Source organism: Luteococcus sp. (genome assembly GCF_043424415.1).
Lineage (GTDB): Bacteria > Actinomycetota > Actinomycetes > Propionibacteriales > Propionibacteriaceae > Luteococcus.
Genome location: NZ_JBHWOO010000055.1, coordinates 37402 through 53946, shown reverse-complemented (window position 1 = coordinate 53946; position 16545 = coordinate 37402). Strand labels below are relative to the sequence as shown.

Here is a 16545-nt window from a genome sequence, read left to right as displayed (position 1 = left end):
GAAATTCCATCATCAGGGGACCTCGATCCCTGTCACCAGCCCCTCGGCGACCACCGGCCTACACCCTCATCTGTGAAGAGCCCCTTTTGGGCCCGGGCCACCACGTCGATGGACTGGTAGGTGGAGAAGACCACCGTCATCTGCTTGCCACGCCGTCCGCCGACGGCCATCTGCTCGGCCAGTCGGGCAGAGTCGGTGGTGGGCACCGGGATGTCATGGACGGAGATGTCTTCGGCCTGCTTCGAGGCCTTCGTGTCGGAGCACACCACGAACGGGCGGATGTCTGTTTGGGACTGGGCCATCCACTCCCGCAGGGTCTGCGACACCAGCGAGATCGACGGTGCCAGGAAGAGCACCTTGAGGTGGCCGCCGTTGTCCGCGGCTCGCTGTTCGGCCAGTTTCAGGCTGGTGAAGGTCTTGCCCGTGCCGCAGGCGCTGATCCACTTGCCCCGGTCGTGGGTCTGGAAGCCTTCCTGGATCTTGCCTATCGCTTCCTTCTGGTGCGGCCGCAGCCCATAGCGGACTGCCTTGCGCGGCTCGAACTCCAGTGAGCCGCGGCCGTGCTGCATCCAGTCGATGGGCGACTCGGCAATGTCAGTTAGGCCGATGCGCTGCACCGGTACGGACTGGTTGATCAGCGCGGTCTCGGCGTGGTGGGACCACCGGTCGGTGGTGGAGATGATGATGCGGTTGTCGAAGCTGATGCCGTCCCACGACTTGCCCGACGCGGTGAAGAAGGAGTCGATGTCGCTCTTCTGTAGTGAGTGCTTTGGGTCGTAGAACTTGCACTGGATCGCGGTCCAGGTGCCGGTCTCGCGGTTGCGGGCGACCAGATCGATGCCCGAGTCATGGGTGGACTCGTTGTGTGACCACTGCGGCCAGGTGCACACCTCGTCGTACTGCGCAGCCAGCACGGGGTCAGTGCGAAAGTAGGCCAACATCAGGTTCTCGAACTTCGTGCCCCGTTCAACTGTGGTGGGAGCCTGCCGGAACAGCTTGACGACGTCGTGGATGGTTTCCCGGGTAGCCATGCCGGGCAGTCTTGCCTATGCGCCCGGTGGTTGCACGTCGTCACGGGTGTGTCGCACAGGGCTGACGCCCCTCATTCAGCATTCTCGGCACCTGCGAGCTAAAGCCCCAGCGCGGTGACGGCGTTGTCGTCCCACACGCTCGATAGACGGGTGTAGGTCCGCACGGAGGCCAGCGATTGGTGGCGGGTCTGGTGCGCGATCTGGGATGCGGTGGCGCCGCGGCTGTGGGCGTAGGTGACGAACCCGGCGCGCAGGGAGTGCGCGGAGTACGGCACCCGCCGCGCGAGGGCGGTGGCACCGGCGTTGTCCAGGTCGACGGGCTGGCCGGTGGGGGAGAGCCCTGCGCGGCGCACGGCATCGACAACGACTCGGTTGACGCCGCTGTCCGAGAGGTACGTGCCGGGGGTATTGCCCTTGGTGACCCGCCGCAGCAGGGGCCCGGTGGTGATGCCGGCGAGCTGGCACCAGGTCTCGACTGCGCGCACGGGGCAGCGCTCGGGGTTGGCCAGGCGGGGCAGTGCCACCAGGTCGTCGCGGGTGCCGGTCTGGTTGGTCTTGGAGAAGGGCAGCTCGATCACCAGGCCGCGAGCGTCGTCGTGGAGCCACTCGACCTGCAGGGCGGCCAGCTCGGAGCGGCGCAGCGCGCCGAAGAAGCCGACCAGGAGCAGGCAGCGGTCGCGGGCGCCAACCAGGGAGGTTTCGTTGTCGCGGGTGGTCCAGGTGGTGAGGGTTGGGCAGGCGTCGAGGACGTCCCACAGCATGGGCGGCATAAGCGGTGGGGCCTGGTCGACCTGGGCCTGGCGGCCGCCGGTTCGGGCGATGTCACGTTGGATCCCTTCCCACACCATCGCGACCCGGGCGGAGCTGGTGGGGTCGTCCAGGCCGACGAGGCGGTGGACGTAGCGCAGCGCGGACAGTTTGCGGCCGATGGTGCCGCGCTTCGCCCCGGCCTCGGCCAGCGACGAGATGAACCGGGCGACGTGGCCGGGGGGAGCAGGCTGGTATTCGACGATCTGCGACAGGAAGTCCCAGGCGTGGCGATAGGCACGCGCATCCGAGCGGAAGGCCAATACCTTGTCACGGTCAGCCTTGAGCTTGGCGTTGTCCAGGGCCACCTTCCACTTGTTGACGACCTTGGCCAGCTCAGGCTGGAGCGACTCACCATCGCTGGCCGAGAGGTAGGTCTCGGCGATGTCATGCATCTGCTGCTCGGTGTAGAAGCCAGCCAGGTCGAGCCGGTCGGCCAACGTGTACAGGGCGTTCGGGTCGGTCTCCTGGGCGATGTATGCATCGGTGTAGTAGTCGGCGAACGCCTTCTGGATCACGGCTGGGTCGTTCACGAAGTCCAGCACGATGGGCAGCGGCTTGTCTGGTGCCGTGCGGTTCAACCGTGACAGGGTCTGCACAGCCGCAATGCCAGACAACTTCTTGTCGACGTACATGGCGCACACCAGCGGCTCGTCGTAGCCGGTCTGATACTTGTCCGCGACGATCAGCACGCGGGCCTCGTCGTCCTCATGGAAGTGCTGAGGCAGACCGGTGGCTGCCTACTGGTGGATGCTGCCCCGAGGGGCCCACCACGTGCCGCATCTGGGCCCGGCGTTCTTCTCCAAGTGGCTGTACTTCTGTGACTACCCCACCATTCCCGACCCCCCCGGTGGCAGGCCGGCCGTGGGCGTTGATCCTCGACCAACGCGTCCAACGCGCCCTGCGACTGCCGGGGCTGGGGTCACACCGCCACTACGCCACCTATCTCGACCTCGCCCATCAAGCCGCCGCACAGCTCAACACCACCCCGCACGCCATCGAACACGCCCTGTTCACTCTCGGAGGCGTCCCCCTCAGCGCACAACAGGGGCGGCCGTGACCGATTCGGCGGCTGTTGCGCCGTTGGACTGGCGCGCCCTGGACCCGCGCGAGGTGCTCGACGTCACCCAGGAAGAGTTGCCGCTGTCGGAGTCGGAAGCCCGCTATGCGGCCGCGTCGCGGGCGCCGTCGACGTTGCGCGGGTACCGCACCGACTGGTCCGAGTGGTGCGCCTGGTGCGAGCAGCACCAGGTCGCGCCTCTACCTGCTGCGCCACGTCCTCAACCACGCCACCCAAACCGCCCAGATCGGGCACGTCACCCCACACCAGCTGCGTCACACCTACGCCACCGCCCTGGTCAACGCCGGCGTCTCGCTCCAAGCACTCATGGTCATCCTCGGGCACTCCTCGGCCGAGATGAGCCTGCGCTACGGGCGCCTGTTCGACTCCACTGTCCGTGACGAATACGAACGGGCCCTCGACCTGGCCAAACAACACATCGGCGCCATGCCCCCAACCGCTAGCGACGACCTCGACGACGGCGTCGACTGGCGCACCACCCCCACCATCAAGACCGCCCTGGCCGGCGGCTACTGCCTACGCGCACCAGCCCAAGGAGCCTGCAGCTACGCCAACATCTGCGAGCACTGCACCAGCTTCCACACCACCCGCACCTACCTACCCGTCCTCCAAGCCCAACGAGACGACGCCAGAGCCCTCGCCGACGACACCCAACAACGCGGATGGGACCCCGAAACCGAACGCCACCTCCGCCTGATCAACCGCCTCAACACCCTCATCGACCACATCGCCTGAACACAGCGCTGAAACAGGCCCCGACCAGCCCTGATTAGCCGGATAATGCCGGTGACAACGCGGCGATGGAGTCGTTCTTCGCGCTGTTGCAGAAGAACGTCCTGAACCGGGGGGAGTGCCCAGCCCGGCTCGCTCTCGACGCTCAGGGCCAGGGTTCTTGGCGATCCGGTCCCACGATGGCCCACCTCAGAGCCTTGAACACCCCGGCCCGGGACCACAGGAATTGCCAAGACGCTATGGGATTTCCCTTCGTGACATCATACACTCGCGTTGCGGGTGGCAGTTGGTGCGTCGCGTTGGTGCACGAGCACACCCCATCCAAACCCAGTCGGGAGGAGGCCGTTCAATGTCTCTTGCTGTCGTGTCCGAATCGTTGCCGCATCTCCGTTGCGGGGGGCCCGTCACATGTGCGCGGTAGAAGCGAATGACCCTGGTACGTTGCCTCTCGCTCCGCCAGCTCGGGACGCCAACGACCTGCTGGCGAAGAACGAACTCCTGTCGGCACTGACCGGCGCCGTGGCTGAGATCATCGGGACCCCAGCTGAACAGATCGCGGTCGATATCTCCCTCATGCAGCTGGGGATGACCTCGCAGCAGATGTTGCGCGTGCGCTCAAGGGTCGAGGAGATCACGGGAAGACAGCTGCCGGCCACGATCTGCTGGCAGTACCCGACCCTCGAGGCACTGACGGGCTACCTGCTTTCTGCGCAGGAGCCAAACGAGTCTCACCACCTGAGTCTGACCGAGCCGATTCCGGTGCCAGAAGACGTCGCGGTCGATGACCTCCTGACCATGTCGGACTCCGAGTTCGAGGCCTTCCTCAACTCGCTCTCGCAGGGGGGCACACACGGTGACTGACGTTCATGTGGATCGTCTCCAACGAACCCTCGAGGCGGTCATGCAGAGCCACACCGAGCTGAAGGCTCGTCTGCAGAACCTCCAAAGCGGTCCAGTCGCAGTCGTCGGGATGGCATGCCGCTTCCCTGGCGGAGTGCGGACCCCTCAAGACCTCTGGGATCTGATGGTGGCCGGCCAGACGGTCATCGACGAAGTGCCTGAAGACCGCTGGGACCTGGAGCAGTTCTACTCGTCGACACCCCAGCTCCCCGGCAAGACCGCGAGTCGATTCGGCGGTTTCCTCGATGACGTCGACATCTTCGACCACGAGTTCTTCGGGATCTCTCGCCGAGAGGCCGAAGCCATGGATCCCCAGCACCGGCTCTTCCTTGAGACGTCCTGGGAGGCGCTGGAACTGGCTGGCTGCACGATGCAGTCCCTGGCGGGGTCCCAAACCGGCGTCTGCGCAACGCTGTCAGGTGCTGATCATGCAGGCCTGGCGGTGGGCGACATCATGTCGATCAATGCCTACACCGGCATCGGATCCGCGCACAGCATCGGCGCTGGACGCCTGTCCTACCTTCTTGACCTGCACGGACCCTGCATGGTTCTCGATGCAGCCTGCGCTTCTTCGCTGGTCAGCGTGCACGAAGCCTGCGGTTGGCTTCGAAGGCGAGAGGCTGACATGGTCATCTGTGGCGCAGCCAGCACCATGCTCACTCCCGTGGGCGATATTACCCTCTCGCAGTTGAGCCAGTCCTTCGCCTCCGACGGAGAGACCAAGAGTTTCGCCGCGGACGCGGACGGATTCGTGCGCAGCGAGGGCGTCGGTGTCCTTGTCCTGAAGCGGCTCGAAGACGCGGAGCAGGCCGGAGACAACATCCTGGCCGTCGTGCGGGGTTCCGGCGTCAACCACGACGGCCGCAGCGCCGGTCTCACCGCACCCAATGGGGCGATGCAGGCAGCCGTGATGCACGAGGCACTCCGCTGCAGCGGTGTCGATCCGAACGACGTCGCGCTGATTGAGACACATGGCACCGGCACCGTGGTGGGTGACCCGATCGAGGTCGAGGCGCTGCGACAGGTGTATGGCCGGACCTCGGGCCTGCCCCTGTACCTCGGTGCAGTCAAGACGAATTTGGGGCACGCGGAGGCTGCCGCTGGTATGGCCGGCCTCATCAAGGCGGTGCTCTGTCTTCAGCGCGGCGCGATCCCGCCCAACCGTGGCCAGCGCAAGGCGAGTCCGCTGCTGCCGCTCGAGGGTACCTCCATGCAGATCCCGAACGAGCTCATCCCGTGGCCCGCAGCAGCCAGCCGTCGGATCGCCGCAGTCAGCTCATTCGGGCTGAACGGAACGAACGCTCACCTGATCCTGGAAGCACCTGCTCCTCGAGCGAGCGCTGGCCAGGAGGACCTGGCGCGTCCACGCCTGTTTGCTGTAACCGCCCGGACGCCGAAGGCGCTCCGCAAACTCGCGCGCCGCTTCCAGGACCAGCTGAGAGAGGGATCGGCTTCCTACACCGATTTTGCATTCACTGCTTCATCGCGCACGCCCTGGGAACAGCGTACCGTGGTACTTGCCAGGACTAACGACGAGGCGGCCCAGCTCCTCGACGACGTGATTCGCGGCAGGGCCAGTTCGCCCGCAGTGTGGCAGGCGACTTCGGTGGCGCGTCCCCGAGCCGTGGCCTTCCTCTTTCCTGGAACCGGCGCTCACTACGCAGGCATGGGAAGTGCACTGGCCGCTGCGAGCCCGGTCTTCGCCGAGCACATGAATACCTTCGATGCGATGATGCGCGATCTGGCCGGGGTCTCGCTCACGCAGATCATGTGGCCCCAGAACGATCACTCCCGTCTGGGCGAGCCTCAGTTCGCGTCCCCCGCCCTCTATGCGCTCCAGATGTCACTCGCAGCGACCTGGCAGTCGTGGGGGATCATCCCCGACGCGGTTCTGGGGCACAGTGTGGGCGAGTACGCCGCGATGGCAACCGCTGGCGTCATTTCTCCAGATTCTGGCTTCGAGCTGGTCGTGCGCCGAGCAGCCCTGATGGCCGAGCTGCCACCAGGTGGAGCGATGATCGGTGTGAACGCTGCCCTGGAGACACTGCAAGAGATCATCGCCGACCTGCCGACTGGAGAGATCTCGGTGGCTGGTGTCAACGGTCCAGCCAACATCACGCTGTCCGGCACCGCACAAGCCGTTGAGGAAGCCCGTCAGCGTTGCGAGGCCCAGGGGATGCATGTGATGCAGATCGATTCCGACCGCGCTGGACACAGCCCGCTGGTGGAGCCAGTTCTACCCGCGCTCGCCGCCCTCCAGGCGTCACACGATCTGCAGCCCACGCGGCTGCCACTCGTCCTGGGCGCGACCGGCAGCATCCTCGCGTCGGGGACTGCCCTTCCTTCTGGCTACCTGGCGACCCAGACTCGCGAGGCAGTGCGCTTCGCGGACGGGGTGAAGACCCTGGCAACCATCGGTTGCGGCACCTTCGTCGAGATCGGGCCCGGGGCCGACGCCCTCGGCATGGCGCTCGACTCGCTGGATGCCGAGGCTAAGCCACTCATGGTCCCGTCGTTGCGACGGCGTCGCCCCGAAGACGAGGCCATACTCGCCGCCGTCGCTCGCCTGTTCGTGCACGGCCACGATCCTCGCTGGGAAGGAGTCTTCGACGGCAGCGGTGCCCGCAAGGTGCCAGCCCCGACATATCCTTTCGACCGCATCGAACTGGGCCGTCGCCGGCTGACTGCGCAGCCAGATCAGCCGCGTTCCTCGCCGGAACCGGCGGTCGCAGATCGGTCCGCCGCAGACCCCCTCATGCAGGGGCCGCTCCAGGGCACGGCTGGACAGCAGATCATCATGCGGCAGGAACTACTCGACAGCCCCGAGGACCTCAGGAGGGACAAGCTGCTGGACAGCTTAAAGATGCGTCTGCGGCATTCCTTGGGCTTCTCCTCTGCGATACCCGTCGATGTCCCGCTGACCTTCCTGGGCCTCGACTCGCTCATGGCGATCGAGCTGCGCAATGAGATCTCCTCCAACCTCGGTGTGGAGATCGACATGACCGAGTTCCTCCGCGGGACGACGCTAGAGGACATCGCAAGCTCGCTGGTTGTGCAGGTTGACACGGAGCGCGCAGCGGGACCCGTCCCTGACGAGCCAGAGATCAGCCCGCTGACGTCCGTCGACGAGGACCTGCTGACTGAACTGCTCGCTCAGGTGGAGAACGAGGGACAGTCTCCGACACCGGAAGCCAACGCATGACCGATCTGAACGAGCGGCTCGCGAGGCTGAGCCCTGAGCAACGGCGCCGTCTCGAGCAGCTGCTCCAGGAGCAAACTCCTGCCACCAAGCGGCTGCCTCTGGCGGTCTCGCAAGAAGGCATGTGGTTCATGGAGCAACTACATCCCCGCAGCCGTGCCTACTGGGGGGTGACCGCGATCGTCCTCGACGCGGTCGTCGACGAGCGCCTTATACAGGAGGCGCTGGATCGCGTGACTGCAGACGAAGAAGTGCTCCGCACAACCTTCGGGCAAGATCCGGCGCGCCCAGTCCAGATCATCCACCGTGACGCCAAGACGACCCTGCAGATTCTCGAGCTCGACGGTGAGGCGACGACAGCCAAGGTTGCTCGGCTCGCGGACAGCCTGCTCGGCCAACCCCCGCCTGACATCGATTCGGCCGTCCCCTTTCGCGTCGGTCTGGCCCGCTCGGAACGCCGCACCGTCCTGGTGTTCGCCGGGCACCACCTCCTCGTCGACCGCATCTCGGCCAGGCTTCTGGTCTCGCGGTTATCGGACACTTACCTCGCGTTGCGGGACGGCCTCGACGTGCAGAGCCATTCCAGCGTGCACTACGGCGACTTCGCTGTGTGGCAGCAGAAGCAGCGAGAGGGTGAAGCCTGGCAGGACCAGCTGGACTGGTGGCGTGAGGCCCTGAAGGGGGTCGACCCCGTCCTTGAACTGCCGACCGATCGAGTCCGTCCTCAGGTCGCCAGGCTTCGCGGCGCTCAACACCCCATCACTATCCCCGCGGACGTCATGGACGCCCTTTCTGCTGCGGGCCGAGCACACGGCGGGACCACCTACATGACTCTGCTGGCTGCCTACGCCTTGGTCATGGGACGGCTTTCGCGGCAGCGTGACTTCGCCATCGCCGCCCCGAGCTCAGTCCGCAGCCGGCCAGAGCTTCAGGACGTGCTCGGCTACTTTATCAACGTCGTTCCTATCCCTGTTCATCTATATCCCGAGGCCACGTTTGCCGAGCTCGTCGGCCAGGTTCGGGATGCCTGCGTGGGTGCGCACGCCCACGCTGACGTGCCCTTCGACCTGGTCGTGGGCATGCTCGGACTGGAGCGCGATCTGAGCCGCCAGGCGCTGTGTCAGGTCAGTCTGACCTACGGTCCTGAGCCCGTGATGCCCGAGCTGTTCGGAGCCCCTGCCCATCGGATCGAGCTCGTCAACGAAGGCGCTCGCTTCGACGTGGAGCTGCAGGCCTTCCACGACGGCGGCGCGCTGACCGGATACCTGGAGTATGACTGCGGCGCGTACTCCCCTGAGGCCATCGCGCGTCTCGCCAGTGCCCTGTCCCAGACCATCGCGAGCGTCGCGGCCGACGACCAGCAGGCCGTGGGAGCGGTGCCGCTACTGAGCGAGTCGGAGCGCAACAGGATCCTGACCGGTTTCAATAACACCAAAGAAACCTGGCCGGTAAGTCATGGTTGGGTCCACGAGCAGTTCCACGCACAGGCCCGGGCCACCCCGGACGCACCGGCGCTCACCTTCGGGGCTACCACCCTCACTTATGCCGAGCTCGACAGGGCCACCGAGGTGCTGGCGCAACGACTGGTCGGCCGCGGCGTGGGTCCCGGCTCCCTGGTGGGCGTCGCGCTACCGCGCTCGGTGGAGCTGCTGGTCGCCGTTCTGGCGGTTGTCCGAGCTGGCGGAGCCTACGTCCCGATCGATCCGGACTATCCACGGACGCGCGTCTCCGAGATACTCGAGGACGCTGGGATGGACCTCGTCATCACCCACGATGCCCTCCTCGAGTCCTTTTGTGGCCACCCGGTGGAGTTTTGGACGGTGGACGCTGGCCAGCTCCTGGCGCAGCTGCCTGGACCCACCCGGGTCCGCACTCCCGTCTCGGGTGAGGACCCGGTCTACGTGATCTACACCTCTGGCTCGACGGGCCGTCCCAAGGGTGTTGTCAATGTTCATGCCGGACTTCGAAATCGCCTGGAGTGGATGCAGCAGCAGTTCCGCATCGGTGCTGGCGAGGTCGTGCTGCACAAGACTCCCATCACATTCGACGTGTCGGTCTGGGAACTGTTCTGGCCTTTCATGACCGGGGCGCATCTGGTCGTCGCCGAGCCGGATGCCCATCGCGATCCCGCAGCCTTGGCCGCTACCATCCAGCGATGGGGGGTCACTACAATCCACTTCGTTCCCTCGATGCTGCGCGCCATGATGAGTCAGCGGGTGGAGGAGCTCAGCTCTCTGAAGCATGTGGTATGCAGCGGAGAGGCCCTCCCCGCAGACCTACGGCAGGAGTGGTGCCGACGATCCTCTGCCGATCTACACAACCTCTATGGACCGACGGAAGCATCCATCGACGTCACGCACTGGAGGTGCAGCGCCGAAGACGTGGGGCCTACACCCATCGGCCGGCCAATCTCGAACACGTCGATCTACGTCCTTGACGACCAGCTCCAGCCCGTCCCAGTTGGCGTCACCGGCGAGCTGTGGATTGGTGGCCGCAACGTGGCCCAGGGCTATCTCGGCCGCCCCGCGCTCACTGCAGAACGCTTCGTGCCCGATCCCTTCAGTGAGGACCCTGCCGCTCGGATGTACCGTACCGGCGATCTCGCGCGATTCGACGACGACGGGGTGCTCTACTTCCTCGGCAGAATCGACCAGCAGATCAAGCTGCGCGGCCAGCGGTTGGAACTCGGTGAGATCGAGCACCACCTATGCCAGCAGGCCGAAATCGCTGAGGCAGTCGTCATTCCATGGAGGAGGGCCGCCAATGACGTGCGGCTGGTTGCCTACGTGGTACCCCATCGAGATGCTCAGATCGACGCCGCGCTCGTGATCGCGGCGCTGAAGAGTGCCCTGCCCGAGTACATGGTTCCGCGCTATGTCGAGATCTTGGACGCCTTGCCGCTAACCGCGAACGGCAAGGTGGACCGCCGACGTCTGCCAGCGCCCTCGGAGACCGAGATCACCGCAACGGCCTATGTCGCCCCTGCCTCCGAGTTCGAGGTGACAATCGCCACGATCTGGGCTGACGTCCTCGGGGTGGACAGCGTGGGCCGGGACGACAACTTTTTCGATCGGGGCGGTCACTCCCTCCTGCTGGCAGAGGTCCAGCGCAGGCTCGCGGATCAAGGTCACGCGGTCTCGCTGGTGGACCTGTTCCAGCGCCCCACCGTCTCCTCCCTTGCCCAGTACCTCGCCGGCGGGGCCGCCGCCACCACTTCCGTCGCGACGCAGACTCACGATCGAGCTGAGAAGCGTCGCGAGCTTGCCCATCGTCGTCGTGGTGCATCCCAGCGCCGCCAGTCCACTCCTGAGAGGGACCACCGTGAACACTGACCCGTCCCACCACATCGCCATCATTGGCATGGCAGCGCACCTGCCTGGAGCTGCTTCCGTCGACGAGTACTGGACGAATCTGCGGGACGGGCGCTCAGGGCTCACCCGGTTCACCACGGACGAGCTGCTTGCCGACGGAGGGAACCCCGAGGACCTCGCCGCCGAGGGCTTTGTGCCGGTGAAGGGCTACCTCGCAGGTGCCGACGCCTTCGACGCGCACTTCTTCGGGTATTCTCCGCGTGAGGCCGATGTCATCGACCCTCAGCAGCGAGTCTTTCTTGAGTGCGCGTGGGAGGCGCTTGAGGACGCGGGGATTGTTCCGAGCCGCTTCGAGGGTCGCATCGGCGTCTTCGGAGCCGCAGGCACCAACACCTACCTCTTGAACAACCTGCTCACTAACCACGACCTCTTGGACTCCTTTGGTCGGTATCAGGTACTCCAGGCCAGCGACAAGGACTTTCTCGCCACCCGCACCGCCTACAAGCTGGGCCTGACCGGTCCCGCCGTCACCGTGCAAACCGCCTGCTCCAGCGCGCTCACCGCAGTGCACTTTGCGTGCCAGAGCCTGCTCGACGGCGAGTGCGACGTCGCCCTTGCCGGTGCGGCGGCGGTCACCGCCCCACTTCGAGACGGATACCCCTACCAGGAGGGGTCGATCACTTCCCCCGACGGGCACTGCCGCGCGTTCGACAAAGATGCGGCGGGTACGGTGCCCGGCAACGGCGTGGGTCTCGTCGTGCTGCGGCGCATGGAAGAGGTCGACGCGCAGACCCACGTGCGGGCCGTGATCCGCGGGAGCGCCCTCAACAACGACGGCGACGACAAGGTCGGGTACACCGCCCCCAGCGTGTCCGGGCAGCAGGCGGTGATCATGGAGGCGCTCGATATCGCCGAGGTAGACGCGCGCAGCATCGGCTACGTGGAAGCGCACGGCACGGGTACCCGTCTGGGCGACCCCATCGAGGTCGCTGCCCTTACCCAGGCGTTCAGAGCGGGCACCGACGACGAGGGCTTCTGCGGACTCGGCTCTGCGAAGTCGAGCGTGGGGCACCTCGACGCTGCCGCGGGCATTCCGGGCCTCATCAAGACCGTCCTGATGCTCGAGCACGGGGAAATGGTTCCCACACTGGACTTCTCCGAGCCGAATCCCGAGCTGTCCCTGGTCGGCAGTCCGTTCACGATCATCGACTCCACTCGCCCGTGGGACACCTCGGGCGGCCCGCGTCGGGCTGGCGTCTCGTCCTTCGGCATCGGAGGAACAAATGTTCATCTGGTGCTCGAGGAGGCCCCTCAGCGGCCAGCCGACAAGGCCACCGCCGACGATGATGCGCCGTTCTGTCTGGCACTGTCGGGGCGCACTCCTGTGGCGGTTTTGGAGGCGGCGAACAGCCTGGCCGATCACTTAGAGGCCCACACTGAACTGGCGTTGGCAACCGTGGCCAGCTCGCTCCTGCGCGGGCGCACATGGTTGGAGCGCCGCGTCGCTGTCTCGGCCACGGGCAGGGACGGTGCACTACTCGCGCTTCGTCGGTTGAGCGTCGACGACGTCATCACTGCAGACAAGCGCGCCAAGGTCGCCTTCGTCTTCCCCGGTCAAGGGGCCCAATATCCGGGGATGGCGGCCGATTTCTACGCGCACGACGCAGACTTCGCCGCTCGACTGGATCGCTGCGGCGAACTTTTCCGAGTACAGCTGGGAGTCGATCTGCTGGAACTGGTCCTGCATGATGGCGAGGAGCGCGCCGAACTGCTGGGACAGACGCAGTACACACAGCCAGCCCTGTTCATGATCGAGTACTGCCTCGCGACGTGGTTGATCGATCACGGCGTCGTCCCCAAGGCCATGATCGGCCACAGCATCGGAGAGTATGTCGCCGCCTGCGTGGGCGGGGTACTCAGTCTCGATGACGCTGTGCTGCTGGTCGCAGCCCGCGGCCGGATCGTCTCGGAGATGAGGGCCGGTGCGATGCTCTCTGTCCAACTCGGCGAGGCCGACGTTGCGCCGTACCTCGGTGAGGGCATCGAGATCGCGGCGGTGAACTCGACCGGTTTCTGCAGTCTGTCGGGCTCGCACGACTCGATCGCGGCACTGGCTGAGCGAATGCGTGCAGATGGCATCGTGTGCTCCCCACTCAAGACGTCTCATGGGTTCCATTCCGCCAGCATGGACCCCGCCATCGAGCGTTTGGCACAGGTGGCTACTGGCGTGGATCTGCACGCGCCGTCGATAACTCTTTACTCAAACGTGACGGGACAGGTTCTCACCTCAGAGCAGGCAACGGATCCTGTCTACTGGGGTCAGCACCTCCGACGGACGGTGCGCTTCTCGAATGCTGTGGATGCGCTCCTCGCAGACCCAGCTACGGTGTTCGTGGAGGTCGGACCTGGTCGTTCACTCTCGACGCTGATCAGCTACCACGCGTCTTGGACCCCGTCCCGTGTGGCCGTGTCCACCCTCCCGCAGCCACGGCGCGTCGGCACGGACCGTGTCCAGATGGCGACCGCCCTGGGGACGCTGTGGGCGGCTGGCGTCGTCGACGACGAGAACCTTCTTGTTCCCAACGCGACAGAGCACGTCGCTCTCCCGGCGTATCCCTTCCAGCGGGAACGTCACTGGATTGATCCCGTCGCCGCCGCCAAGCAACCTGAGAGGCGACGCCCCACAGGCCCGTCGCTGCTCGTTCCGACCTGGCACCGGCTGGCATCATCCGGGTCAGAGGCGGCACACCGAACATGGCTCCTTCTCGTCTCGGACGAGCGCCAGGCCGATACGCTGCGGTCCCTGCTTCCTGCAGAGGACCCGATCTCGACAGTGATCCCCACTCAGGACACTGCGTGGGCCGAGGTGCTCGCCACGGTCGAGCCGAGCGAGCCATCCTCAGCAGCGCTGCACATCGTTGCCGCAACCGGCACCCGCGACGGCCGGGAGGCCTACCAGCACCTGCTGGCCCTCGGCCAGCACCTCGCGCTGGTGCCCCCAAGCGAGGGCACCGCGCTCACCGTCATCGTGCGCGGCGCTCACGAGGTTCTGGGCACTGAGGAGGTCCATGCCGACGCAGCCCTGCCGGCGGCACTGTGCGCGGTCTTGAGCCAGGAGATCGAAGGTCTCTCCACGCGGGTGGTCGATCTGGACAGCACCCTCGCGGACCTGCCGGAGGCCGTGGCGGACGTGCTGCATGAGACTCTCGCAATGGGCGTGGACCAGGACGTAGCGATCCGAGGCGCCCATGCGTGGATCCGGAGCTTCGAGACCCTTCCCGACGTTGCGGGGGAGTCCCGTCTGGTAGACGGTGGCCTCTATGTCGTCACCGGCGGCCTGGGCGGGGTCGGCAGTGCGATCGCACGCAGGATCGCCGAACGCACCCAAGGAAGCACAATCGTGCTGCTACAGCGCTCGGAGATGCCACCTCGCGATGACCACGACGCGACCCTGGCCACGCGCGCAAGCGAGGACCTGGTGCGCCGCAAGATCGAACTGGTGAGGGAGCTCGAGGAACTAGGAGCGCGCATCGAGGTTCGTACCGTCGACATCACCGATGCCGACACCGTGCGAAAGGTCGTGGCGGAACTCGCGAGCCGCGGTCACCGTCTCGACATGGTGGTGCACGCCGCAGGACTGCCTGGCGCCGGGCTGCTGGCTTCGAAGAATCTCGACGACGTCACCGCCATCCTCGGCCCGAAGGTCGAGGGGACGGAGGCTCTGGCGCAGGCTCTTCACGGCCACGACGTCGGCCCATTCCTGCTCTGCTCGTCGGTCAACTCAATCCTCGGCGGATTTGGCCAGAGCGACTATGCCGCTGCCAATGCCTACCTCGATGCGCGTGCTTCCTCGCTGCGCAGCGAGGGCCTCAGCGCCACCTCAATCGGCTGGAGCAGGTGGGAGGGAGTGGGCATGGCAGCCCACACTGACCACTCCGTCGGCGGAGATATCGGGCACCCCATGCTCAGGCGCGTCTCCGCCGCCCCCGAGCGGGAAACCTTTACCTGCACCATCTCGACAGCCCAGAGCTGGTTCGTGGACGATCACAGGCTCCTGGGCAGCGGTCTTGTGCCGGGCACCGCGTATATCGAGCTGGTCCGCGGCGCTCTGGCAGGCCGTGCCCAAGGACGCACCATGGTCTTGTCGGACATCCTCTTCCTATCCCCGGCGTTCGTGCCCGACGGGCAGGAGCGCACCCTGAGTGTTGTCATCGAGACTGCGCCCGAAGGTGAGTTCTTTACCGTTCGCAGCCAGAACCCAGCCGACCACACCTGGCAGGACAATGCGACTGGAAGGGTGACCTGGGAGGCCCCTTCCGAGGTCGCTCCGCAGGACCTCGACGCACTTCGACGGGCCCATCCCGTTCGCGAGGACTTCCATGACGAGCAGTCGGTCTTCGATCGCGCCCAGGCCGAGCAGTGGACAGAAGGGCCCTTGAAGTTTGCGATCGGGCCGCGCTGGCACGTGCTCCGTCGGCTTGAACTCGCCGAGGGGCACACCTTCGCCACGCTCGCCCTCGACGACGAGTTTCGTGACGACGTCACACTCTTCCCCCTGCACCCAGCGCTCCTGGACATCGCCGTGGGCGTGTTCCGGATGGATGCCAAGGACCCCAACTACCTGCCGTTGAGCTACCGCACACTGCGCTACCGCCATCCGCTCACCAGCGAGGTCGTTGTCCACACCCGTCCAAAGGGGGCCGTGACCCAGGACGGAGCCGAAACCCTGTCAACGGACCTGGAGATTCTCGATCCTCATGGTCGTGTCCTGGTGGAGATCGAGGGTTACACCGTCCGGGTCGTCAGGGACATCGCGGCGCTGCAGGAGCACATTGCCGGTGAGCTGGAGCGAGTGGTCTCCGCCGAAGACGTGCGCCCCACCGACTCTCAGCTCGACATGCTCATGGTTGGCCACACCGAGCAGGACATGCTGGAAGCCTTTGAGAGGCTGCTCTCGCTGCGAGTACTCCCGCCCCACGTCCTGGTCGTAGACGACGACTTCGAGGACCGTCGAGAGTTGGCCTCCCGACTGACACCATCGATGCTGCAGGAGCAGATCTCCGGCCCCACAACGAAGCATCCGCGCCCACCACTGGCGACGGAGTTCGCCGCGCCTCGCACCCCCTTGGAGGCGTCAGTGGCGGCCATCTGGGCGGATCTGCTTGGCATTGAGGATGTGGGCGTGAATGACGACTTCTTTGAACTAGGGGGGCACTCGCTGGCTGCCGTGCAGATCGTCACGCGCATCAAGCAGCGCCTCGCAATGGAGATGGACATCGCTAATTTTTACGAGTCCCCGACTGTTGCGCGCATGGCCGAGCTGCTCCATCCCTCCGGCGACGGTGCGGCGCCCCAGCGCGAGGAGATCAAGGCCGTCTCCCGCACGGAGGAGGTCGATCTTGAGGCGATCGAGCAGATGGACGAGGGAGAGCTAGACGCCTACCTCTCGCTTCTGGCCGCTGATGGCAACGTCTAAGGAGATCA

At 65.8% G+C, this 16545-nt stretch carries 8 protein-coding genes and 1 pseudogene; 7 read left to right on the top strand and 2 right to left on the bottom strand.

Going from position 1 to position 16545, the window contains the following annotated elements:
• Window positions 1-32: 32 nt before the first annotated feature.
• Both ACHFFZ_RS03080 and ACHFFZ_RS03075 read right to left on the bottom strand, forming a co-directional pair.
• On the bottom strand, window positions 33-1031 hold the full coding sequence (locus ACHFFZ_RS03080) for a DEAD/DEAH box helicase family protein (RefSeq protein ID WP_394275195.1): 999 nt from the start codon (window positions 1029-1031) through the stop codon (window positions 33-35).
• Between the two features lie 98 nt (window positions 1032-1129).
• Window positions 1130-2566 (bottom strand): hypothetical protein, encoded by a 1437-nt coding sequence (locus ACHFFZ_RS03075; protein ID WP_394275220.1) that lies wholly within the window; start codon window positions 2564-2566, stop codon window positions 1130-1132.
• A gap of 22 nt (window positions 2567-2588) precedes the next feature.
• On the opposite strand from ACHFFZ_RS03075, the pseudogene ACHFFZ_RS03070 reads away from it, so the two are divergent.
• The 7 genes and pseudogenes from ACHFFZ_RS03070 to ACHFFZ_RS03040 form a co-directional block, all read left to right on the top strand.
• Window positions 2589-2639: pseudogene (locus ACHFFZ_RS03070) on the top strand (hypothetical protein); the annotation flags it as partial.
• Between the two features lie 49 nt (window positions 2640-2688).
• A complete protein-coding gene (locus ACHFFZ_RS03065; RefSeq protein ID WP_394275194.1) occupies window positions 2689-2898 on the top strand; it encodes a hypothetical protein in 210 nt (69 codons plus the stop codon).
• A gap of 105 nt (window positions 2899-3003) precedes the next feature.
• Window positions 3004-3654: a tyrosine-type recombinase/integrase gene (locus ACHFFZ_RS03060; RefSeq protein WP_394275193.1), complete on the top strand. Its 651-nt coding sequence runs from the start codon at window positions 3004-3006 to the stop codon at window positions 3652-3654.
• Between the two features lie 405 nt (window positions 3655-4059).
• The gene (locus tag ACHFFZ_RS03055) at window positions 4060-4512 is read left to right on the top strand and encodes an acyl carrier protein (RefSeq protein WP_394275192.1); all 453 of its coding nucleotides are present in this window, start codon (window positions 4060-4062) and stop codon (window positions 4510-4512) included.
• Between the two features lie 40 nt (window positions 4513-4552).
• Window positions 4553-7753, top strand: coding sequence for a type I polyketide synthase (locus tag ACHFFZ_RS03050; RefSeq protein WP_394275191.1), 3201 nt, complete (start codon window positions 4553-4555; stop codon window positions 7751-7753).
• The gene (locus tag ACHFFZ_RS03045; RefSeq protein ID WP_394275190.1) at window positions 7750-11082 is read left to right on the top strand and encodes an amino acid adenylation domain-containing protein; all 3333 of its coding nucleotides are present in this window, start codon (window positions 7750-7752) and stop codon (window positions 11080-11082) included. The genes ACHFFZ_RS03050 and ACHFFZ_RS03045 overlap by 4 nt, the downstream gene beginning before the upstream one ends.
• Window positions 11072-16537: an SDR family NAD(P)-dependent oxidoreductase gene (locus tag ACHFFZ_RS03040; RefSeq protein ID WP_394275189.1), complete on the top strand. Its 5466-nt coding sequence runs from the start codon at window positions 11072-11074 to the stop codon at window positions 16535-16537. The genes ACHFFZ_RS03045 and ACHFFZ_RS03040 overlap by 11 nt, the downstream gene beginning before the upstream one ends.
• Window positions 16538-16545 lie beyond the last annotated feature (8 nt).